Genomic DNA, 20,998 nt, shown 5'->3' with positions numbered 1-20,998 from the left:
GGCGATGTTCCCTTCGTCTGCGGAGCCGTTCGCTTCCCCTCCTCGTCCCGACGCTTGACAATGACGCCGATGATCGGGAGGGTCAGTCGCATACTGTCGACAATAGACCATCTCGGTCGGTTGGCCGTCAAGAGCCGATGAGGGGGCCGCGGCCACCTCGCCCAGCAACCACCACGAGGGGCGCCCGTGACGATGATGCAAGAGCTGCCGCAGGACGAGGGCACGCCACCGACAACCCATCCGCTGTTGCGGGTGCGTGATCTGCAAACCTCCTTCCGCATGGGCGACGGCGGATCGCTCAAAGCCGTCGACGGCGTGAGTTTCGACCTGAGCCCCGGCGAGACCCTCGCCATTGTCGGCGAAAGCGGATCGGGCAAATCCGTCACCTCGCTTTCGCTGATGGGCTTGCTGCCGAAGGGGGTGGGCAGCGTCACCGGCGGTTCGATGCGGCTGGATGGACGAGAGCTGCGCGAATTGCCCGAGCATGAGTGGCGCGATATTCGCGGCCAGCAGATCGGCATGATCTTTCAGGAGCCGATGACCTCTCTCAACCCGGTGCATACGGTCGGCCAGCAGATTTCCGAGATGGTGATCCGTCATCGCGGCCTGTCCAAACGTGCCGCCATGGACCGGGCCGTGGAGATGCTCGACCTTGTCGGCATCCCCGAGCCCAAGCGCCGCGCCCGCAACCATCCGCACCAGATGTCTGGCGGCATGCGCCAGCGCGCGATGATTGCCATGGCCCTGTCGTGCGAGCCGCGCATCCTGATCGCCGACGAGCCGACCACGGCGCTCGACGTGACCATTCAGGCCCAGATGCTGGAGCTTATGCAGGATCTGCAGGACCGGATGGGGATGGCGATCATCTTCATCACGCACGATCTTGGCGTCGTGGCCGAAGTCGCTGACCGCGTGGTCGTGATGTATGCCGGCCAGGTCGTCGAGAGCGGCGATGTGCACCAGATCTTCGAGGCGCCGCGGATGCCTTATACCGGCGGGCTGATGAACTCGATCCCGCGGCTCGATGGCGCGCATCGCGGCCAGCGGCTCAAGGCGATCCGCGGTGCCGTGCCGCCGCTGACCGAGCTGCCACCCGGCTGCCGCTTCAACCCCCGCTGCGACCACGCCACCGATATTTGCCGCGCCAGGGAGCCAGAGCTCGACGAAGCTGGCCCCGGCCACCTCGTGCGCTGCGCGCGCTGGCAAGACATCACGCTCGACCTGATGGGGACAGAATGACCGCACACGACACGCCCCTGCGCGACCGTACTATCCAAGAGCCGCTGCTGGAGGTTCGCAACCTGCGAAAGACCTTCGGCATTCGCGGCGGCCTACTTAACCGGGTGGTGGCCGAGGTGAAGGCCGTCAACGATATCACCTTCGATATCGGCCGCGGCGAAGTCGTCGGCCTTGTCGGCGAATCGGGCTCCGGCAAGACTACGGCGGGCCGCACCCTCTTGCGGCTGGAAGAGCCGACAGGCGGGCAGATCCGGTTCGCTGGCACCGATCTGACGACCCTATCGACAGACGAAATGCGGAAGATGCGACGCCGCATGCAGATCATCTTCCAGGACCCCTTCGCCAGTCTCAACCCGCGCGAAAAGGTCCGCGATATACTGACCCATCCCCTGCGCCTTCATGGGATCGGCACACCGAGCGACCGCCCCGACCGCGCCATCGCGCTGCTGGAAAAGGTCGGCCTCGGGCCTGACAGCCTCGACAGATTTCCGCACGAGTTTTCCGGTGGCCAGCGGCAGCGCATCGGCATCGCCCGGGCGCTCGCGGTCGAGCCGGAATTCATCGTCGCCGACGAGCCGGTCAGTGCGCTCGACGTCTCGATTCAGGCGCAGGTGATCAATCTGCTTGACGATCTATGCGACGAGCTCGGTCTGACCATGCTGTTCATCGCGCACGATCTGGGCGTGGTGGAGCATTTCTGCGACCGGGTGATCGTTATGTATCTGGGTCGCATCGTCGAGGTGGCGCGGTCGGAGGATCTTTATAGCCGGCCGAACCACCCCTATACGCAGGCGCTGCTGTCGGCTGTGCCAAAGCCGAAGCCCGGTCGCCGGCGCGACCGAATCCTGCTGAAGGGCGACATCCCCTCGCCCATCGATCCGCCCTCGGGTTGTGTGTTTCGAAGCCGGTGCCCGCTGGCGAGCGAGGAATGCGCCAAGGTTGTGCCGCCCCTGACCGAGATAAGTGCCGGACATTTCAGCGCCTGCATCAAGACGACCTGACCAAGATCACGTTCGACTTGACAGCTCGCCGCCATGCCGCCCATTGTCGCCCTATGGATTGTCGACAACATGCAGATTACAGCCGACTACACCGGAGAGCTCCGGAAGATTGTCTGCAATCGCCAATCCGACAGTCGAATGTTCTTGCCCGTCGCTCCATACGCCGGTGTAAGTCGAGCCAACCGCAGCCGCTGACGCAGCGGCAACGTGAATTGGTGAGGAACCCGAGTATGACCGCTTCTACATTGACAGCCCTGAACGCCGACGGAATGGGACCGATCGAGCATGTGCCCCTGCGCGTTCAGGTGGCAGACCGCATTCGCGCGGCGATCCTGTCGGGCCGGCTGAAGCCTGGCGAGCCCCTGGTCGAGACCGCGCTGGCCGAACAGATGACCGTCAGTCGCGCGCCGATTCGCGAGGCCATCCAGATCCTCGAGAATGACGGGCTTGTCGAAACGATCGCCTACAAGGGTAAGCGGGTGAAGCCGCTGACCGCCCGCGAAGTCGAAGAGATCTACTCGCTGCGCTCCGCCTACGAGGTGATGGCCGTGCGCCGCATCATCGAGCGCGGCGCCGATGCCAGCGCCCTGCGCCCCCTCTGCGATGAGATGCAGCGCGCCGCCGAGGCGGATGATCTTGAAGCGCTCACCGCCGCAGACGAGGCCTTCCACCGGACGCTGATCCAGATCGCCGATCACGACCTGCTCCTCGCCTCGTGGCGCAACCTTTACCTGCGCATCCACCAGATCATGGCTCTACGGATGCGCCACCGCCCCACCCTTGCCGAGATCGCCGCCAACCACTCTCCCATCGTCGACGCGCTTGAAGCGCAAGACAAGGAGCTGGCGATGAAGCTGATCGCGGACCACACCCGAAACCTCAACGAGATCGATCCGCAGACGATCGCGGAGACCTGACGCCCGCACCGGTCGCGCCCACTTTCGTGACAGGTCCGGCTCGTACCGCCGCCCCCTATAAAAGCAAGAACAGGGCGGCTCACCCAACCCAATAGGACAAGGGAACGAACATGCCTGCCACAAAACGCCTCATAGGGATCAGCGCTGCCGCCGCGCTTCTTGGCACGACAGCTCTGGCTCAGCCGGCTGACGACGCCATCGTCGTCGGTCTCTCTGCTGACATCACCACGATGGACCCGGCCGCTATCTCGTCGCGCGACAATTCCAACGTCGCGCGCCACATCTTCGGCACGCTCTTCAGCATCGACGGTGACGGTGTCGAGCAGCCCGGCCTCGCGACCGATTACGAGGTCTCCGAAGACGGCAAGACCTACACCTACACGCTGCAGGAAGGTCTGACCTGCCACGACGGCGAGCCGCTGACGGCCGAGGACGTCGCCTATTCCTTCAACCGTGCGAAGGACCCGGCCAACGGCTTCACCGGCAACACGCCGGGCTTCGTCTTCTCGTCGATCGCCTTCGAGAATGCCGAAGTCGTCGATGATCTGACCGTCGACATCAATCTCGGCGCCGAGAACCCCATCGCCTTCGGCCTGATCGACGAAGTCTTCATCCACTGCAAAGACAGCTACGAGGCGATGAGCCTGGATGAAGCCAGCGCCAACCCGATCGGCTCCGGCCCCTACGAGATGGCCGAGTGGACGCGCGGCTCTGAAATCGTGATGGACCGTGTCGATCCCGAGGCCGGCTTCGAGCACATCATCTGGCGCATCATCCCCGAGGCCTCGACCCGCTCTGCCGAGCTGATCGCCGGCAATGTCGACATCATCACCAACGTCGCCCCCGACCAGATGGAAGCGATCAACTCGCGCGGCAACGCCGTGGTTGAGCCGATCCAGGGCACGCGCCGGATGTATGTGGGCTTCAACCTGTCGGACGAGATGGCTCAAGAGCCCGGCGGCGACGCGATCCAGGATCCGATGGTGCGCCGCGCGCTGCAATATGCGGTCGACGTGCCGACGATCTGCGCCCAGCTGCTGCAGTTCGAATGCGAGCGCATGACGGGCATCGTCAACCCGCCCAACGCCAACCAGAGCCTCGAGCCCTACCCGTTCGACCCCGAGATGGCCGAACAGATGCTCGACGAGGCCGGCTGGCCTCGCGGCGAAGACGGCACGCGCTTCCCGATCCGCTTTCAGGCCGGCCCGGGCCGCTACCTGAACGACGCCTCGGTCGTGCAGGCCATCGCCCAGTACCTCGGTGACGTCGGCCTCGATGTCGAACTCGACACGATGGAATGGTCCAGCGTCTACATCCCGCTCATCCGCGAGCGGAATGCCGGCCCGCTCTACTTCATCGGCTCCGGTGGTGCGCTCTGGTCGCCGCTCTACGACATGGCCGACCTCTCCGCCGTGGATGCGGGCACGAACTACACCCATTGGGACGACCCGCGCTGGTTCGACCGCTGGGACGACATCAACGCGGCCGAGACCGACGAAGAGCGTCGGGTGATCATCGATGAAATGCTGCAGGTCTTCTACGACGACGGCCCCTGGCTGCACCTCTACTTCCAGCCCGACTTCTACGGTGTGTCGAACCGCGTCGACTGGTCGCCGCGCGCCGACGAGAAGGTCTATCTGTGGAACGCGACGCTCGCCGCCGAGTGATCCTAAGTTGACGAAATTCTGCGGGGGCCGGTGATCCGGCCCCCGGCTTGCGTTCCGCAGAAGGTCAGCGCTGGCCTGCCCCCGGCCGCCAAGCGCTCACGGCTGAAGCCATCAATCCATACTGATTTCGGGGCTTTCCCGTGAAGCGCTACGCCCTGCGAAATGCGGCCGAACAAGAGCATCGGTCGCGGGCCAACATGGTCGAAGTCATGATCTTGGACTATTGCGATCGTCATGGACAAGCGGTCCCAAACGCTCCGGAAGAAACGAAGGGTGGGGAGCAGCCCAAGTGATCAAGACAGTCAGGCAAGCTTGCACGTTCAACCCGGTGATCAAGGATTATCGGATGGCCGAGGGAATCGAAAACCTCGCTGACTTGATCGCTGATAATGGTGACGGGCGCGACTTCTTTGACCGGAACGTCGTAACGCACGGCATGGAGCAGCTCTTTGACCTGCTCCCCTTGGAGTCCGCGTTTATAGGTTAGCTCTTTTCAGGATTTGGCCCTCTTCTGACCGTTGGTGATACTCCCGAAGGCGGAGCCCGTTGAAGCTCGTGTGCGGGCGGTGACAATTGTAGTCGTCGCGCCATGCAGCAACCAGATGGCGAGCATGGCGCAGGGTCGGGAACAGGTGTTCGTTGAGGCATTCGACCCGCAGGCGGCCGTTGAAGCTCTCCGCGAAGCCGTTCTGCATCGGTTTGCCGGGAGCGATGTAATGCCATTCGACCTGGCGAGCCTCCTGCCACTTCAGCAAGTCGTTCGATGTCAGCTCCGTGCCGTTGTCGTCGACCACCATGCAGGGCAAGCCGCGCATCTCGGCGATCCGGTCAAGTTCGCGGGCGACCCGGATGCCGGAGATTGACGTATCCACGACCGTCGCCAGGCATTCCCGGCTGAAGTCGTCGATCACGCAGAGGATGCGGAACCGGCAGCCGTCCGGCAGCGCGTCTGACACGAAGTCGAGCGACCACCGCTGGTTCGGGCCTTGGGGATCGTCATGGGTGCTCTGGGGAATGACCGCTCCGGGCCGCTCGCGACAAGCGCGCTCAAGCTGCAACTGCGAAGCATTCTGCGGCCAACGCGGTCAATCTGGGCTCGACGCGGTCATGCGGCGATGCAGCAGATCGAGAACCTGGTAGGCAACAGCGGCCGGCACTTTCGTGCGAAAAGCGGACCTTCGCTAAATGTGCAAGAGGATCGTAGCCGGGGTCGCGAACACCCCTTCCAGTCGTTACCTTTCGCTTCGCGTGCCGCACCCTTTGGCCTTCAGCTCTTGGCGCCGTCTCCCTGCCATGAAACCCTGAGGAGCAGTTCGAACCCGATAGGCCCCCTGCCGGCTTGGCAGCCAGCCGACTCCACCTACCTACATTTACGAGCTGACGCCGAACGGCGTCGTGCAATGTATGTCCCCGGAAGGAGATCATCCGTGAAGACACCTCTCATCGTCGCCGCCGGGCTGTTCGCAGCCTCTGCCGCCACCGCCCAGGACAGCGAGATCACCGTCTCGTCGAAGATCGACACGGAGGGCGGCCTCCTGGGGAACATCATCGCCCTCGCTCTCGAAGATGCCGGCCTGCCGGTGGAGCGGCGCCTGCAGCTCGGTGGCACGCAGGTCGTCCGCGAGGCGCTGCTGGCGGGGCAGATCGACATCTATCCCGAGTATACCGGCAACGCCGCCTTCTTCTTCAACGAGGCCGACAGCGATGTCTGGATGAACGCCGAAGCGGCGCATGACCGCGCCGCGGAGCTCGACGCCGAGGCGAATGACGTCACCTGGCTGCAGAGCGCGCCGGCCAACAACACCTGGGCCATCGCCGTCACCGGCCCGGTGGCGGAGGAGAATGGCCTCTCCACCATGTCCGACTTCGGCGCATGGGTCGCCGGCGGCGGCGACGTGACGCTCGCGGCCTCGACCGAGTTCGTCTCCTCCCCCGCCGTCCTGCCCGCGATGCAGGAGACCTACGGCTTCGAGATGGGCGAGGATCAGCTGGTGATCCTGTCGGGCGGCGATACGGCCGCGACGATCCAGGCTGCCGCGCGGGGCACCTCGGGCGTGAACGCGGCGATGGTCTACGGCACCGATGGCGGCATCGGTGTCACCGGCCTCGTCGTCATGGAAGACGACCAGGGCGTGCAGCCCGTCTACGAGCCGACGCCCATCGTCCGGGCCGAGGTGCTTGAGGAGTATCCGTCGATCCCCGAGGTGCTCGACCCGATCTTCGCCGAGCTCGACATGGTCACCCTTCAGGGCCTGAACGGGCGCATCCAGGTCGGCGGCGAGCCGGCCGAGGCCGTGGCGCGGGACTACCTGACGCAAGCCGGCGTGCTGGATTGACGTCCGGCACCCGATCGGTGCCGCTCGCCCGGCGGGGGGGCTCTCCGCCGGGCGTTCTCTTTGCCGTTTTGGGGCTCGCGGCGCTGCTCGTCCCCTTCATGACGCTCGCGGCCAACCGCATCGTCGCAGGTGAAGGCGTGCCGGTCTGGCAGCTGGCGACCCCTGCGGCGACCGTGCCCGGTATCGCTGCCGTCGTGGCTGGACTTCTGCTCGGCGTGCAAGCGGGTCGACAATGGCTGCGGGTCGGCGGCGCGATCCTTGGTCTCGGCGGGCTCTTCTGGCTGCTGATGCGCGGCGCGCCGGCCCTCATCGAGGGTGCGGGCGAGTATGCGCGGGTCTCGCCGGCGCTGGGGTTCTGGTGCCTCCTTCTGATCCTGATGCTGCTGCTCGCCGATGCGCTGGCGCAGCGGACGCCCGGGCCCCTGGCGCGGGCGGGGCTGCTGGCGGCGGTGCTGGCGGCGGTGGCGACGATCCTGTGGTCGGGCGCGCTCAGCCCGCTGTCGATCATGCAGGAATACGCCGGCCGCCGGGACGGTTTCGCCGATGCCGCGCTGCGCCACCTGGCGCTGGCCTTCGGCTCGCTCGCCGTGGCGGCGGGGATCGGCTTCCCCCTCGGTATCCTCTGCCACCGCCGGGCCGGGCTGCGGGGCAGCGTGCTGCCGACGCTCAGCCTGCTGCAGACGATCCCGTCGCTGGCCATGTTCGGGCTGATGATCCCGATCCTCGGCTGGGTGGGCGACAGCGTGCCCGGCGCCCGGGCGCTCGGCATCGCCGGCATCGGCTTCGCGCCCGCCTTCCTCGCGCTGGTGCTCTATTCGCTGCTGCCCGTCGTCGCCAACACGGTTGCCGGCCTCGCCTCGGCCCCGCCGGCCGCGCTGGAAGCGGCGCGCGGCATGGGCATGACGCCGGGCCAGCGGCTCTGGCGCGTCGAGCTTCCGCTCGGCCTGCCGGTGATCCTGACGGGCCTGCGCATCGTGCTGGTGCAGAACATCGGCCTCGCGGTGATCGCGGGCCTCATTGGCGGCGGCGGCTTCGGCACCTTCGTCTTCCAGGGCCTGAACCAGACGGCGACGGACCTCATCCTGCTGGGCGCGCTGCCGACCGTCGCGCTCGCCCTCGTCTCCGCCATCGTGATGGACATCCTCGTGGAGCTCTCACGTCCGATCCCGAAGGATACCGCATGATCGAGATCGACGACCTGACCAAGACTTACGGCGAGGCGACCGCCGTCGACCATGTCACCATGACGGTGGAGACGGGGACGATCACGGTGATCGTCGGCACCTCCGGCTCGGGCAAGACGACGCTGCTGCGGATGATCAACCGGCTGGAGGAGCCGACCTCCGGCGAGGTGCGCATCAACGGAGACTCGACCCTCGCCACCAAGCCGCACCTGCTGCGGCGGCGGATCGGCTACGCCATCCAGGGGCACGGGCTTTTCCCGCATCACAGCGTCGCCCGAAACATCGGCGCTGTGCCGCAACTCCTCGGCTGGGAGAAGGACAAGATCCGCGCCCGGGTGGACGAGCTGCTCAGTCTTTTCTCCATGGACCCGGCGGCCTTCCGCAGCCGCTATCCGGCGGAGCTCTCCGGTGGGCAGCAGCAGCGCGTGGGCGTCGCGCGGGCGCTGGCCTCGCGCCCGGACCTGCTCCTGATGGACGAGCCCTTCGGCGCGCTCGATCCCATCATCCGGGCGCGGGCGCAGGACGATCTGCGCCGCATCCAGCGGCAGCTCGGCTCAACGATCATGCTGGTCACGCATGACATGGAGGAGGCGATCCGCCTCGGCGACATGGTGGCGGTCATGGATGGCGGCCGGCTCGTCCAGTATGCCACCCCGGCCGAGATCATCGCCCAACCGGCCACCCCCTTCGTGGCCGAGATGGTGGGCGACGTCGAGCGGCCCCTGCGTCTTCTGTCGCTGATCCCGCTCTCCGACCTCGTCGAGGACGGCGAGGCCGAGGGCGCGGCGATGCCGGCGGGGGCCAGCCTTCGCGACGCCCTCGCGGCCTGCCTCTGGACCGGCCGCAGCGCCGTGCCGGTGGAGAAGGACGGCGCCACGATCGGGCGGGTGACCTTCGCCGCGATCCGCGCCCGGGCGGAACTGCACGCATGAAGGTCGGGACGATCCTCCGGCCTGTGCTCGTCCTCCTCCTGCTCGCGCTGGTGCTGCGGCCCGGCTGGTTTGCGCCCGTCTTCGCGCCGCTGGCGCCGCCGGGTGCTCCGGTGATCTATGAGCGCAGCTCGCTCCTGTCGCTCTCGCTCAGCCATCTCGGCCTCGTCGCCGCGGCAACGGCGGCGGCGACGCTTATCGCGGTGGCACTGGCGATTTTCGTGACCCGACCGGCGGGAGCGGCGTTCCGCCCCCTGTCGCGGACGATCACCAACATGGGCCAGACGTTCCCTCCGGTGGCCGTGCTGGCGCTGGCCGTTCCCGTCCTCGGCTTCGGCGCGGGGCCCACCCTCATCGCCCTCTTCCTCTACGGATTGCTCCCGATCTTCGAGAACACCGTCACAGCGCTGACGACCCTGCCGCCTGCGACGATGGAAGCGGCGCGAGGCATCGGGCTGAACCGGTGGCAGCGCCTCTGGCGGGTGGAGCTTCCGCTGGCGCTGCCGGTGATGCTTACCGGCATCCGCCTGTCGGTCGTCATCGCGCTCGGCACCGCAACCATCGGCTCCACTGTTGCCGCCCGCACGCTGGGCGAGGTGATCATCGCGGGGCTTCTGACCAACAACACCGCCTTCGTGCTGCAGGGCGGCCTGATCGTGGGTCTGTTCGCGGTGTTGATCTACGACGCCCTCGTCCAACTCGAGACGTTCCTCGCCCGGCGAACCGGCGGGTGATGACGGCAATTGCCAACGCTTGAGGGACAAGGCGGCTCGACACCATAGATCGCCTTGTCATCAGCTCTGGCCTCCGCGTGCGTGCGATGCCGGCTTCCCGTGACCTTCGGTCCCAAGACCGCTGTTCGGCGGGAAATCCCGGTAGACGACCGCGAACGTCTCTTCCCGAACCTCTCCGACCCGCCCTGCCCTTTTCTCAGGCCGTCGTGCGCTCGATCTGAAGCGCAGGGGCCCCGAGGTCTTCCGTGTTCGCGCGCCGCGGCAGCGCGCGGCCGTCTGCATCGAACAGGTGGCAATCGGTGGTCGAGAAGGTCACGTCGATCGGGGTGTCCGCCGGAACGGTCTGCGTGCCCGGAAGGACGAAACAGAAGGTCTCCTCCCGGTCCGGCAGCGGGGCGTAGCCGATGGTATTCTGGCCCAGGTATTCCATGACCGCGGGCGTCACGGTCATTGACGCGTTGCCGCCGCCGAGAGTGATGTGCTCGGGACGGACGCCCAGCGTCAGCGGTGCGCCGGGGAGGTGCGAGCGAAGGTTGGCGGGGGCCTCGACCTCGACGTGAAGGCGTTGGCCGTTGAAATCGACCGTCACGCCGCTGTCCGTCACCTCCGTGCATGTGACGGGCAGGAAATTCATGCGCGGATTGCCGATAAAGCCCGCGACGAAGGTGTTCTGCGGCTTGTGGTAAAGCTCGAGCGGCGCGCCGACCTGCGCGATATCGCCCGCGTTCAGCACGACGATGCGGTTGGCCATCGTCATCGCCTCGATCTGGTCGTGCGTGACGTAGATCATCGTGGCGCCAAGCTGCTTGTGCAGGCGCGTCAGCTCGATGCGCATGTCGGCGCGCAGAGCGGCGTCGAGGTTCGACAGGGGTTCGTCGAAGAGGAAGATCTCAGGCTCGCGCACGATGGCCCGGCCGATGGCGACCCGTTGCCGCTGCCCCCCGGACAGGTTGCCGGGGCGCTGGTCCAGCCGGTTCTCGAGATGCAGGATCTGGGCCGCGGCTTCGACCTTGGACTTGATCTCGGCCGCAGGCGCGCCTTCGACCCGCAGGGGAAAGGCGATGTTCTCGAAGACGGACATGTGCGGGTAGAGCGCGTAGGACTGGAACACCATGGCGATGCCACGGTCGACGGGAGCCAGATCGTTGACGCGTTTGCCGTCAATGACGATGTCGCCGCTGGTGGTGTGCTCCAGGCCCGCGATCATGCGCAGCAAGGTGGATTTGCCACAGCCCGACGGCCCGACGAAGACCATGAATTCACCTTCGTGGACGTCAAGCGACACGTCCTTCACGACCTCGAAGGTCCCGAAAGTCTTCGTGATCTGCTTGAGAGATAGCTGGCCCAAGGCGGGTCTCCTGCGAAATTCTGGGTGTGGCCTCGATGGGCAAAGAAAGGCGTGCCCGACCCCGGGGGAGGGCCGGGCACACTTAGGGTCTTACTTGTACTCTTCGAGTTCGCCGGCGGCTTCGGAGAGCGCCTCCTCCGGCTCGGCAGCGCCGGTCACGACGGACTGCACCATCTCGATCATGACGTTCTGGAAGCCCTTGTAGTCGGTGAACAGCGGCTCGGGACCACCGAACTCGATGCCGTCGATGAACGGCTGCCAGTACGGCCCGGCCGCCAGCATGTCGTCCACGGCCTGGCCGGGACGCAGCGGCGTCAGGCTGGCTGCACCGCCGGCTTCGTAGGCTTCCTGCACTTCGGGCGAGGTGATGAACTTGGCGAACTCGATCGCCTTGTCCTCGACCCCGGTGCCGTCGAAGATCACGAGGCTGTCGGTGATCAGCAGCGTGCCCGGGCCTTCGGCATCGGGGCCCAGCGGCAGGTCGGCGACGCCCCAGTCGATGTCGGTGTCTTCCAGCAGGAAGGCCGCGCCGACGGAGGTCTGGATCATGCCCACGGTCCCGTCGAGGAAGATGGCGCGCATCTCGTTCTGCTCGTAGGCGGTGGCACCTTCGACCGAGTAGGGCGTGATGTCCTGGTAGGCCTGGAGGGCGGCCAGCACTTCGGGGCTGTCCATGACGATGTTGCCGTCAGCGTCAATGATCTGACCGTTGTTGGTATACACCCAGTGCAGGAACTGGTGCATGGTGTTGTCCATGGTCTTCGCCGGCAGACCGTACCCTGCGTAGTCGGTGTTCTCGGTGATCTGGCGGGCGAAATCGATCGTCTCTTCCCAGGTGGCGGGCGGCGTTTCGGGGTCGAGGCCGGCTTCCTCGAAGATGTCCTTGTTCCAGTAGAGCGCCTTGGTCGAGAAGGCGATCGGCACGCCCCACTGGGTGCCTTGGAAGGTCACCGTGTCGACGATGTTGGGATAGTACTCGGCCTGCTCTTCCTCGGTCATCGGCACCGGCACGATCAGCTCGTTCAGCGCAAATTCCTTGAGGGTGCGCGAGCCGACGTAGGCCATGGCGACGGGGCTGCCCGCGACGGCCAGCGTGGTGGCCTTGTCCTGGCACTGGGCCCAGCCGACGACTTCGGGGGTCACGGTCCAGCCTTCGTTCGCGGCTTCCCACTCGGCGATGTACTGCTCGTGCACCGGGTCGATGCTGTCACCGCAGTAGATCCAGCTGATGTCCTCGGCAAAGGCGGGCAGCGCCGTTGCCGATGCGAGCATCGCGCCGATCAGGCTCTTCTGGATAGGTGTCGTCATGTCGAAGTCTCCTTGTTGGATGGTTTGTTATTTTATCGCCCCGGCGGTCAGCCCGCCGACGAGATAGCGTTGCAGGAAGAAGATGATGACCAGCGCGGGGGCGATGCCCACGAAGCTGGCCGCCATCAATTCGTTCCAGATGACCTCCTGCCGGCCGAAGAAGGCGAAGAGCCCCACCGGCAGCGGCATGAATTCCGTTTTCGAGTTGAACGTCAGCGCGAAGATGAACTGCTGCGCGTAGGCGCCGATGAAGGTCATGATCGCCACCACGATGATGCCCGGGCGCGCCAGCGGCAGGATCACACGGCGGAAGGTGTAGAACTGCGAGGCGCCGTCCATGTAGGCCGCCTCGTTCAGCTCGGGCGGAATCCGCATCATGTAGGTGCGCAGAAGCCAGATCGCCGAGGGGATCAGGAAGGCCGCCCCGGGGATGATCATGGCCCAGTAGGTGTTCAGGATCCCCAGCGTGCGCATCAGCCGGAAGAGCGGGATCAGAAGCACCGCGCCCGAGAACATCGACACCGCGAGAAACGCCCCCAGCAGCAAGGGCATGCCCTTGAAGCTGAACCGCGCGAAGGCATAGGCCGCCGGCACCACGAGGGCCAGCACGATGAGCGTCGCCGCAGTTGCGATCAGCAGCGAGTTGAAGATGTAGATCGCGAAATAGGGGATCCGCTCCCACATCGTCACGTAGGCTTCGAAGGAGCCGTTCTCGGGCCAGAAGCTGTAGGGCGTCGAGAAAAGCTGCGAGAGCGGCTTGAGGCTGACGAGGAAGCCTTCGAGGAAGGGGGCGAGCATGAAGGCCAGGAAGACGAAGATCCCCAGATAGATCAGCACGATCTCGTACCAGCTGTAGCGGTCCATCATGGCGCTCGTCCGTTCCCGCTTCGAGAAGGGATTGACCAATGCCAGGGCGCGGGTGGCGCGGCGGGCGGGGTTCATCATGGTGGGCTCAGACCTTTTCCTGTTGGGACAGTTTGCGGGTCATGCGGAAGTAGGCGAGGCAGAACAGCGACAGGAAGATGCAGATCACGACGGCCCGTGCGGCGCCCTGCCCGTATTTCTTCGACCCGATCGCGGTCTGGTAGGTGTCGATGATCATCGTGGTGGTCGACCCAGACGGCCCGCCCTGCGTGAGGATCCAGATGATGTCGAAACTGTTGAACGTGGCGATCAGCGACAGCATCGACATGGTGATGATCGCGGGCGACATCAGCGGCAGCGTGATGCGGCGGAAGCGGTACCAGCGGCTGGCGCCGTCGGTCCAGGCGGCCTCGTAGAGGTCGCGGGGGATCGCCTGGATGGCGGCCAGGAAATAGATCGTCACCATCGGCACGCCGATCCAGACGTCGGTGACGATCGTGGCCCAGTAGGCGGTGTTGCCGTAGGCGAGGAAGGCGACGGGGCCGTCGACGAAGCCGAACCGTTGCAGCAGGCCCGAGATCATCCCGAACTGGCCGTTGTACATCCAGCCCCACATGAAGATGCCGATGGCCATCGGCACGATCCACGGCGGCATCGTCAGGATGCGAAAGAGGTTCCGCCCCGGCACCGCGCAGTTCAGCAAGACCGCGCCGAACATGCCGATCACCATCTTCAAGAGGACCGAGAAGAACGTCCAGGAGAAGGTGCGCAGGATGATCTCGGCGAAGTCGCGATCGAAGATCCGGGTGTAGTTGTCCCAGCCGACGTAATTCACCGTTTTGCGCAGGGAGGCATCGGTGAACGACAGCCGGACGGTCTCCACCAGCGGCCAGGCCACGATGACCAGCACGTAGAGGATCGCCGGCGCCAGCAGCGCCCAGGCGAAATACCATGCGGCGCGCGACTGGGTCATGCGACGGCTCCCTTGACGGTCAGCGCCTCGTCGTAACGATCCCAGATCGGGCGCATGTCGATGACCTTCCGGCTGCGCCGCGCGTCGTCCATCGACAGCGCGAGGATGCCGGCCTCGAGCGCGTCGAGCGGTGACACCGGGAGCGGCCCTGCCTTCATGACATGCGCCACGACCTCGGCGGCCATCGTCTCGTCCGCGCCGTAGTGCTGCGACAGGGCCGTGGCCTCGTAGGTCTTCTCGATGGTGGTCGCTTCGGTAAGCACGTCGGTCACCTTGAAGCCGGCCCGGATGAAGTCCCCTTCCGCCTGCCCCTTGGTGCCGAACACGGCGAAGCGGCGAAACTGGTCGGGGGCGTTCAGGTTGGTGTGGAAGTTCATGCCCACGCCGTTGGCGTATTCGATGATCGCCACCTGGTAGTCGATGATGTCCCCGTCGCTGTCGAAGACCTTGTCCGACCCGTTCCAGCCCGAAGGTTTGCGGTGGAAGAGGCTCATGTCATTCACGCCCTCGGACCGCGGGTCGTTCTCCGGCACGAAGGTCTTGCGCCCGCCGAAGCTGGCCACCCGTTCGGGCCGCGCGCCGATGAGACCGTTGTAGAGGTCCAGATCGTGGCAGCATTTCTCCAGCATGAAACTGCCGGACCATTTCTCGTAGCGGCGCCAGTCGCGCATGAAGAAGGCGCCGTGATAGGGGTAGATGTGCTCCGCCGCCTCGACCGAGACGATCTTGCCCAGCATCCCGTCATCGCGCGCCTTGATCAGGTCGCGGTAGAGCGGAGCGTACCGCAGCACCAGGCCGACGAGCAGACGCTCTGTCCCGTGTTTCGCCATCAGTTCGGCCAGGGCGTAGGTCTGCTCGATGGTCGAGACGATCGGCTTCTCGCTGAAGACCTTGTTGCCCGCTTCCAGGCCCAGCCGGATGTGATCGAGGTGCAGGTGATTGGGCGAGCCGATCATCAGCAGATCATATCCACCCGCCTTCACCAGATCTTCAGGGGAGCCGTGCTGCACGCCCGGGCTGATGCCGTGTTCGTCCAGAACGCTCATTCCGGCGGGGTCCGGGTCGAAATATCCGACGATCTCGAAGTCGGGATCCATCTCGTTGAAGACGTGACCTAGATACCCCAGGCGATACCCCAACCCGATGATGGCGACCTTCATGCCACGACTCCGCGAAAGAAATTCATTTTCTGATGTTGGCCGTTACACGGCGTTTGCGTCAAGATATTTCCGCAGAAGTTTTCGAGACGCCGGGAACCCTGTAATTTATTTTCACAAAGGCCGCTTTTTTGCGCCTCGTGAGAACTTCTGACGCGTCAGCGCGACGCCAGCGACAGCCCCAGGATCGCGGCCCCGATCAGCCCCGGTTCGACCGTGCATTGCGCCGGCACGATCAAGGGCCTGTCGAGCCGACGGAGAATCTTCTCGCGCACCGCCACGTCCAGCGCGGCGATCAGGTCCGCTGCACCGGACAGCCCGCCGCCCACCGCGATGATCCCGGCCCCCAGCACGTTCTCGACCATGGCAAGCGGGCCGGAGAGAACCTCCAGCCAGACGGCGATGGTCTGCCCGGCGTCCGCCTCCCCTGCCTGCCACGCGGCGACGATCTCGCGGCTATCGAGCGCGCGCCCGTGCAGGTGGAGATGCAGGCGCTCCATCCCGCGGGCCGAGCAGACGACGTCGAGGCACCCCGTCAGTCCGCAGCCGCAGGGAAAGGCCGGCAAGGTCACGCCAAGGCTGTCGAGGATCCGCCCCGCCACCGGCCCGTGCCCGATCTCGCCCGCGAACCCGCTGCTGTTCACCAGCTGCCCCCGCACCACGACGCCGCCGCCGACACCGGTGCCGAGGATCAGGCCGAAGACGACCTCGTGTCCCCGCCCGGCGCCCAGCTCGTCCTCGGCCAGCGCGAAGCAGTCCGCGTCGTTCGCAAGGATCACCGGCAGCCCGAGGGCCGCGGTCAGGTCATCCTCCAGCCGTCGCCCGGTCAGGCAGGGGATATTGGCCACCGTGGCCACCCCCGTGCCCGGCTCGACGACACCCGCAATGGAGAAGGCGATGGCCGCGGGCGGCTCGGAGGCCGCCGCGATGGCGTCGCGCAGGACCTGGGCGAAAGCATCGAAGTCCCGCGTCGGCGTCGGAATGCGCCCCTTCAGGACAAGATCGTCGGGACTGTGCGCCTCCGCCACCTTGATGGCGGTGCCGCCGATGTCGCAGCACAGGATCATGCCGCGACGCCCACGCGGCGGCCCGCGATCCACGTCTCCGCAGCCTCGATCCCCGGCGTGAGGCAGGTGAAATCGGCGCGCGCGCCGGGCCGCAGATGGCCGCGATCCGTCAGCCCCATCGCCGCCGCCGGTGCGGCGGAGGCCAGCGCCACCGCCTCCCCCAACGGGGTGCCCAGCGTCAGGTGGAGGTAGCGCACCGCATCGACCAGCGCGATGTCGGCCCCCGCGAGCGTGCCGTCTTCCAGCGTCAGCCGACCGCCCTCCCGCAAGATGCGCCGGTCGTTCAGGACCAGTTCCCTCGTATCGGTCCCCACGGTCGACATGGCATCGGAGACGAGGAACAGGCCCGCGGGCCCCGCCTTCGCCCGCAGGGCGATGCGCAGCGCCGCGGGATCGACGTGAAAGCCGTCGGCGATCAATCCGGCCCAAAGCCGCCCGTCGTCCAGTGCCGCACCGACGAGGTTCGGGGAGCGGTGCCCCAGCTGGCTCATCGCGTTGAACAGGTGCGTGACCATCGTGGCCCCCGCATCGGCGGCGACGCGGGCCGCGCCCATATCGCAATCCGAATGACCGAGGCTCACCACCGCGCCGGCTTTCGTGAGCGCCGCGATCTGCGCGGGCGTCACCGTTTCGGGCGCCACGGTGCAGATCATCCGGCCCAGCCGCTCTGCCGCCTCCGTCAGCACCTGCAGATCCTCGGGGCCCATCGGGCGGATCAGGGCCGGGTCGTGCGTGCCCTTGCGGGACAGGGCCAGGTGCGGCCCTTCGAGGTGCAGGCCGAGGAAGCCGGGATGGCTGGCCGCTTGCGCCGCCGCGATCGCCCGGCCCGTGACCTCTGCCGTGTCCGTGATCAGGGTGACCATGGTCGACGTGGTGCCGAAGCGGGCATGGGCGTCGCAGATCGCGGCAATGCCGTCGGTGGAGGGCGTGTTGTTGAAGAGCACGCCGCCGCCGCCGTTGACCTGCAGATCGACGAACCCCGGCACCAGCGGATGCTCCAGCACCTCACCCTCCGGCGCCTCGGCGCGCGGAGCGATCCCCGTGACGCGCCCCTCCGAGACGAGAAGCGCGGCATCCTCGTGCCACTCGGCCCCGTCGAAGATGCGGGGCGCGTGATAGGCGGTCATCTGCATCATGGCGCCAGCTACCACACCGTGCCGCGCGCCGCGACGGGCAGCACCCGCGTGACGATACCGCCGCGATGAAAGACCATGCGGTCGAAGAGGTTCGACACCACGCAGGTGTGGTTCGGCACGATCCGCAGCTGCGCGCCGACGCCCGGGCGATCCGCCCCGCAGTCCGTCAGGTCGACCACCGCGTGCTCTTCGGACAGCGAGACGATCCGCGCGCCCGGCAGCGCCGGGATCGTGCCGTAGTCCTCGAAGCCCAAGAGGTCCGAGGTCAGCGCCTTCGAGCCCGAATCGAGCACGGCCCGGTTGGGCGTCGGGCGCGAGACGACGGTGGCGAGGATCTCCATCGCCATATCCTCCGCGCCGCACTCCCCCGCCCGCAGCATCGCGCGGTCGTTGTAGACGTAGGTGCCCGCACGATGCTCCGTGGCACTCGGCACCAGATGCGCCGAGAAGAGATCGGGAGAGCCGCCATTCGAGCGAACCGGGCACTCAAGGCCCACCGCCGCGAGCCGGGCCATCGCATCCTGCAGGAAAGCCTCGACCGCCGCCGCGCCCCCGACGGCCGGGTAGGTCATCAGCCCGTCGAACTGCAGGCCGGGGGCTGCCGCGATGTCTTGCGCCAGCGCCACCGCCGCCTCGGCCCCCTGCACGCCGCAGCGGCCGGCGCCGGTGTCGCATTCCACCAGCACCCGCAGGGGCCTGCCCTGCCCCACGGCCTTTGACAGGCCCGCGACGGTGACCGCGCTGTCGGCGACGACTCGAAGGGTCGTCACGCGCTCGTTCAGCGCCACCAGCCGTGCAAGCCGCTGGGGCCCGAGGATGTTGTAGGTGATCAGGATGTCGTCGAAGCCCGCCTCGGCAAAGACTTCGGCCTCGCTGACCTTCTGGCAATTGATGCCGATGGCCCCGGCCTCGACCTGCTGGCGCGCGACCTCGGGGATCTTGTGGGTCTTGATGTGCGGGCGGAACGGCAGGCCGTGCGACGTCATGTAGCCCTGCGCCCGCGCGATATTACCGGCCAGCCGGTCCTCGTCGATCACGGGCATGGGGGTGAGGACATCGGACAGCGGCGTGCCGACGTCGGGCCAGGGGAAGTCCATCTCAGGCTCCAGTCGCGAAGGGATCGGCCACGCGGGGCCAGATATCGGGCCGGACGAAGCGGTAGGGGTTCGTCGCGGGGTCGTTGGGATAGGGCTTGCCGGCGGAGCAATAGAGGATCTCCGCCGCGATCGGCGCGAAGGCCGCGTAGAAGTGGTTCGTGGATTTCAGCACCAGGATCTTCTGCGCCGCGATATCGATCCCCATGGCCGTGAAGAGCGAGGGGTCGTAGCTCTGCGCGCGCACGGTGTTGAGGATGACCTCGATGCCGATGTCCTGCCCCTCCGCATCCAGCAGGGCGATCCGCGCAGCCGGGCCGAAGGGCACCACGCTTTCGCCGAAGACCATCGCGGCCTCGGGCTCGAGCGCCTCGACGCGGACCAGCGCATCGACCGGCTCGCCGGTGTCGGGCGCGGATTTCGCACCGAAGCGCAGCGGCATGACGCCCCCCACCCCGGTCGCGGTGCAGAGGCCAACGGCGATCGGGTCCCAGATCGTGCCGATTGCGACGCCGATCGCCCCGCGCGCCATCAGCTCTTTCAGCACCACCGTCGCATCGCCCGCCGTGCCGCCACCGGGGTTGTCCCAGATATCGGCGATCACGACCGGAAAGGCCTCTGCCGCCATCGCCTGCGCCACCGCCTCTTCGGCGGTCAGGACCGGCATCATGTGGCGGCCCCGGTTGGCGAACAGCTCCTGCCCCAGTCGCTCCGCAAGCTCGGCGCCCAGGGCGGCGTCGCCGTCGGTCACGGCGATCATCTTGGTCCCCATCTCGGGCACGTCGCCCGCCATGAAGCCGTGAATGGCAGAGAGCGACAGGACGCGGGCGTCCTCGGCCTCGATCTGCATCATCCGGTCGACGAAGCCGCGCATGGGCTGGCGCGAGGTGGGGAAGATGTCGATCATCCGGCAGTCATAGGTCGACATGACGGGCCGCACCCGGCCATGCAGCGTGTCCACCACGATCCGCCAGAGATCCTCGGCCCGCTCGACGAAATCGGTGTGGGGAAATTCCTTGAATACCACGAAGAAATCCGCCGCCGCGACCCGCTTCGCCGTCAGGTGGCTGTGCGGATCGAGCTCCGCGCAGACCAGAACGTCGGGGCCTACGATCTCGCGCACGCGGGCCAGAAGATCGCCCTCGGGGTCGTCGCAGCCTTGCGCCACCATGGCCCCGTGCAGCCCCAGCACCACGGCATCCACCGGCAGCGCCGCGCGCAATTGGTCCAGGATCTCGTCCCGCAGGCCGACATGCGCGGGCCCCGAGACGAGGCCGGCCGGATCGGCCCAGGCGGCGCTGCCCTCGATCAGCTCCCAGCCTTCCGCCGCGCAGAACCGCCGACCGACGGGAATGGGCGCGGTGCAAAGCGTCGCGGTCTCGGGGTGCGCACCCGGGGCCGCGTAGAACGAGTCTACGAAGGCGCGGCGGTCGATCACGATCGGCGAGAACGTGTTCGTCTCCGTCGCCATGGCGGCGGTGAAGATGCGCTTTGCGGCCATCCCTCAGGTGTCCTGGACGTGCGGCAGATACCCCACGAAGCCCGCGATCTTCCAGCAGCCGCCCACCTTGCGACACCAGTAGAGCGTCTGCCAGTTCATCCTCTCCGACGTGCCGTCCGCCCGCGGCAGCGCGCCGTCGAACTTCTTGCGCACCAGGGCTGCGTCGCCAGTGATCTCGATCTCCTCCAGCCGGGTCGCGTGGAAGATGCCGCTGCGCGGATCGCCCGCGTAGGCCCCGGCGTCGCGCTGGTCGACGAAATCCTGCGCCTGCCTGAGCCAGTCGTCGCGGTAGGCCTCGAGATGGGGGTAGGCCATGTCGAAGCCATCGGGGTCGGACTGGAAATGCCCGCTGATCGCCGTGAAGTTGTCGGAGATGAAGTCATCCGCCACCGCCGACCAGTCTGCCGCGACGAAGGCGTCGATGTCGCGGGGGACGAGCATCTCCCAGATCGCGGCGCGGTCGGTGTCGTCATCGCCAAAGGGGTTCTGGAAGGGGTCGCGTGCCGTCATGTTCATCGCCTCGTGAAACTGATTTCGACTTTG

The 20,998-nt window shown here is 66.6% G+C and carries 19 protein-coding genes and 1 pseudogene; 9 read left to right on the top strand and 11 right to left on the bottom strand.

Annotated features, from left to right (window positions below; all coding sequences use genetic code 11):
• Positions 1-192: 192 nt before the first annotated feature.
• From ACXN5S_RS10250 to ACXN5S_RS10230, 5 genes are all read left to right on the top strand, one after another.
• On the top strand, positions 193-1,239 hold the full coding sequence (locus ACXN5S_RS10250) for an ABC transporter ATP-binding protein (protein WP_458605402.1): 1,047 nt from the start codon (positions 193-195) through the stop codon (positions 1,237-1,239).
• The gene (locus ACXN5S_RS10245) at positions 1,236-2,240 is read left to right on the top strand and encodes an ABC transporter ATP-binding protein (protein WP_458605333.1); all 1,005 of its coding nucleotides are present in this window, start codon (positions 1,236-1,238) and stop codon (positions 2,238-2,240) included. Before ACXN5S_RS10250 ends, ACXN5S_RS10245 begins: the two co-directional genes overlap by 4 nt.
• Positions 2,241-2,470: 230 nt before the next feature.
• Positions 2,471-3,157, top strand: a complete 687-nt coding sequence (locus tag ACXN5S_RS10240) for a GntR family transcriptional regulator (RefSeq protein ID WP_458605332.1) — start codon at positions 2,471-2,473, stop codon at positions 3,155-3,157.
• Between the two features lie 110 nt (positions 3,158-3,267).
• Positions 3,268-4,824 carry an ABC transporter substrate-binding protein gene (locus tag ACXN5S_RS10235; protein ID WP_458605331.1) on the top strand — a complete coding sequence of 519 codons (1,557 nt, stop codon included), beginning with the start codon at positions 3,268-3,270 and terminating at the stop codon, positions 4,822-4,824.
• A gap of 289 nt (positions 4,825-5,113) precedes the next feature.
• Positions 5,114-5,311: a hypothetical protein gene (locus tag ACXN5S_RS10230; RefSeq protein WP_458605330.1), complete on the top strand. Its 198-nt coding sequence runs from the start codon at positions 5,114-5,116 to the stop codon at positions 5,309-5,311.
• On the opposite strand, the pseudogene ACXN5S_RS10225 reads toward ACXN5S_RS10230, so the two are convergent.
• Positions 5,301-5,816: pseudogene (locus tag ACXN5S_RS10225) on the bottom strand (integrase core domain-containing protein); the annotation flags it as partial. The gene ACXN5S_RS10230 and the pseudogene ACXN5S_RS10225 sit on opposite strands and share 11 nt — an antisense overlap.
• A gap of 435 nt (positions 5,817-6,251) precedes the next feature.
• On the opposite strand from ACXN5S_RS10225, the gene osmF reads away from it, so the two are divergent.
• The 4 genes from osmF to ACXN5S_RS10205 all read left to right on the top strand — a co-directional run bounded on the left by osmF (position 6,252) and on the right by ACXN5S_RS10205 (position 10,007).
• Positions 6,252-7,160 carry a glycine betaine ABC transporter substrate-binding protein OsmF gene (osmF, locus tag ACXN5S_RS10220; protein ID WP_458605329.1) on the top strand — a complete coding sequence of 303 codons (909 nt, stop codon included), beginning with the start codon at positions 6,252-6,254 and terminating at the stop codon, positions 7,158-7,160.
• Positions 7,161-7,258: 98 nt separating this feature from the next.
• Entirely contained in the window at positions 7,259-8,344 is a 1,086-nt protein-coding gene (locus tag ACXN5S_RS10215; RefSeq protein WP_458605328.1) for an ABC transporter permease, read from the top strand.
• Positions 8,341-9,276 carry an ABC transporter ATP-binding protein gene (locus tag ACXN5S_RS10210; RefSeq protein WP_458605327.1) on the top strand — a complete coding sequence of 312 codons (936 nt, stop codon included), beginning with the start codon at positions 8,341-8,343 and terminating at the stop codon, positions 9,274-9,276. Before ACXN5S_RS10215 ends, ACXN5S_RS10210 begins: the two co-directional genes overlap by 4 nt.
• A complete protein-coding gene (locus ACXN5S_RS10205; RefSeq protein WP_458605326.1) occupies positions 9,273-10,007 on the top strand; it encodes an ABC transporter permease in 735 nt (244 codons plus the stop codon). Before ACXN5S_RS10210 ends, ACXN5S_RS10205 begins: the two co-directional genes overlap by 4 nt.
• A 196-nt stretch (positions 10,008-10,203) precedes the next feature.
• Here the strand turns inward: ACXN5S_RS10205 and ACXN5S_RS10200 are convergent, their stop codons facing one another.
• From ACXN5S_RS10200 to ACXN5S_RS10155, 10 genes are all read right to left on the bottom strand, one after another.
• Complete coding sequence (locus tag ACXN5S_RS10200; RefSeq protein WP_458605325.1) at positions 10,204-11,355, bottom strand: ABC transporter ATP-binding protein; 1,152 nt, start codon at positions 11,353-11,355, stop codon at positions 10,204-10,206.
• A gap of 90 nt (positions 11,356-11,445) precedes the next feature.
• Positions 11,446-12,663, bottom strand: a complete 1,218-nt coding sequence (locus ACXN5S_RS10195; RefSeq protein ID WP_458605324.1) for an extracellular solute-binding protein — start codon at positions 12,661-12,663, stop codon at positions 11,446-11,448.
• 27 nt (positions 12,664-12,690) lie between these two features.
• A complete protein-coding gene (locus ACXN5S_RS10190; RefSeq protein WP_458605323.1) occupies positions 12,691-13,608 on the bottom strand; it encodes a carbohydrate ABC transporter permease in 918 nt (305 codons plus the stop codon).
• A gap of 7 nt (positions 13,609-13,615) precedes the next feature.
• Positions 13,616-14,500 (bottom strand): carbohydrate ABC transporter permease, encoded by an 885-nt coding sequence (locus ACXN5S_RS10185; protein WP_458605322.1) that lies wholly within the window; start codon positions 14,498-14,500, stop codon positions 13,616-13,618.
• On the bottom strand, positions 14,497-15,660 hold the full coding sequence (locus ACXN5S_RS10180; protein ID WP_458605321.1) for a Gfo/Idh/MocA family protein: 1,164 nt from the start codon (positions 15,658-15,660) through the stop codon (positions 14,497-14,499). The genes ACXN5S_RS10185 and ACXN5S_RS10180 overlap by 4 nt, the downstream gene beginning before the upstream one ends.
• 155 nt (positions 15,661-15,815) lie before the next feature.
• Positions 15,816-16,724 (bottom strand): ROK family protein, encoded by a 909-nt coding sequence (locus ACXN5S_RS10175; RefSeq protein ID WP_458605320.1) that lies wholly within the window; start codon positions 16,722-16,724, stop codon positions 15,816-15,818.
• Entirely contained in the window at positions 16,721-17,857 is a 1,137-nt protein-coding gene (nagA, locus tag ACXN5S_RS10170) for an N-acetylglucosamine-6-phosphate deacetylase (RefSeq protein WP_458605401.1), read from the bottom strand. The genes ACXN5S_RS10175 and nagA overlap by 4 nt, the downstream gene beginning before the upstream one ends.
• An 11-nt stretch (positions 17,858-17,868) precedes the next feature.
• Positions 17,869-18,957, bottom strand: a complete 1,089-nt coding sequence (locus ACXN5S_RS10165; RefSeq protein WP_458605319.1) for a D-TA family PLP-dependent enzyme — start codon at positions 18,955-18,957, stop codon at positions 17,869-17,871.
• A gap of 1 nt (position 18,958) precedes the next feature.
• Positions 18,959-20,455 carry a M81 family metallopeptidase gene (locus ACXN5S_RS10160; RefSeq protein ID WP_458605318.1) on the bottom strand — a complete coding sequence of 499 codons (1,497 nt, stop codon included), beginning with the start codon at positions 20,453-20,455 and terminating at the stop codon, positions 18,959-18,961.
• Positions 20,456-20,458: 3 nt separating this feature from the next.
• Entirely contained in the window at positions 20,459-20,965 is a 507-nt protein-coding gene (locus ACXN5S_RS10155) for a hypothetical protein (RefSeq protein ID WP_458605317.1), read from the bottom strand.
• Between the last annotated feature and the right edge of the window lie 33 nt (positions 20,966-20,998).

It is taken from the genome of Pseudoroseicyclus sp. H15 (assembly GCF_054353345.1).
Note: the sequence above shows the minus strand (reverse complement) of the source record. Positions and strands in the feature narration are given on the sequence as shown.

Excerpts from the sequence above, each read along its gene's own strand:
- ACXN5S_RS10175 (WP_458605320.1), bottom strand. The coding sequence starts at position 16,724 with ATGATCCTGTGCTGCGACATCGGCGGCACCGCCATCAAGGTGGCGGAG.
- ACXN5S_RS10215 (WP_458605328.1), top strand. The coding sequence starts at position 7,259 with ATGACGCTCGCGGCCAACCGCATCGTCGCAGGTGAAGGCGTGCCGGTC.
- ACXN5S_RS10205 (WP_458605326.1), top strand. The coding sequence starts at position 9,273 with ATGAAGGTCGGGACGATCCTCCGGCCTGTGCTCGTCCTCCTCCTGCTC.
- ACXN5S_RS10160 (WP_458605318.1), bottom strand. The coding sequence starts at position 20,455 with ATGGCCGCAAAGCGCATCTTCACCGCCGCCATGGCGACGGAGACGAAC.
- ACXN5S_RS10180 (WP_458605321.1), bottom strand. The coding sequence starts at position 15,660 with ATGAAGGTCGCCATCATCGGGTTGGGGTATCGCCTGGGGTATCTAGGT.
- ACXN5S_RS10235 (WP_458605331.1), top strand. The coding sequence starts at position 3,268 with ATGCCTGCCACAAAACGCCTCATAGGGATCAGCGCTGCCGCCGCGCTT.
- ACXN5S_RS10250 (WP_458605402.1), top strand. The coding sequence starts at position 193 with ATGATGCAAGAGCTGCCGCAGGACGAGGGCACGCCACCGACAACCCAT.
- ACXN5S_RS10245 (WP_458605333.1), top strand. The coding sequence starts at position 1,236 with ATGACCGCACACGACACGCCCCTGCGCGACCGTACTATCCAAGAGCCG.
- ACXN5S_RS10195 (WP_458605324.1), bottom strand. The coding sequence starts at position 12,663 with ATGACGACACCTATCCAGAAGAGCCTGATCGGCGCGATGCTCGCATCG.
- ACXN5S_RS10155 (WP_458605317.1), bottom strand. The coding sequence starts at position 20,965 with ATGACGGCACGCGACCCCTTCCAGAACCCCTTTGGCGATGACGACACC.
- ACXN5S_RS10190 (WP_458605323.1), bottom strand. The coding sequence starts at position 13,608 with ATGATGAACCCCGCCCGCCGCGCCACCCGCGCCCTGGCATTGGTCAAT.
- ACXN5S_RS10165 (WP_458605319.1), bottom strand. The coding sequence starts at position 18,957 with ATGGACTTCCCCTGGCCCGACGTCGGCACGCCGCTGTCCGATGTCCTC.
- ACXN5S_RS10185 (WP_458605322.1), bottom strand. The coding sequence starts at position 14,500 with ATGACCCAGTCGCGCGCCGCATGGTATTTCGCCTGGGCGCTGCTGGCG.
- ACXN5S_RS10240 (WP_458605332.1), top strand. The coding sequence starts at position 2,471 with ATGACCGCTTCTACATTGACAGCCCTGAACGCCGACGGAATGGGACCG.
- ACXN5S_RS10210 (WP_458605327.1), top strand. The coding sequence starts at position 8,341 with ATGATCGAGATCGACGACCTGACCAAGACTTACGGCGAGGCGACCGCC.
- nagA (WP_458605401.1), bottom strand. The coding sequence starts at position 17,857 with ATGCAGATGACCGCCTATCACGCGCCCCGCATCTTCGACGGGGCCGAG.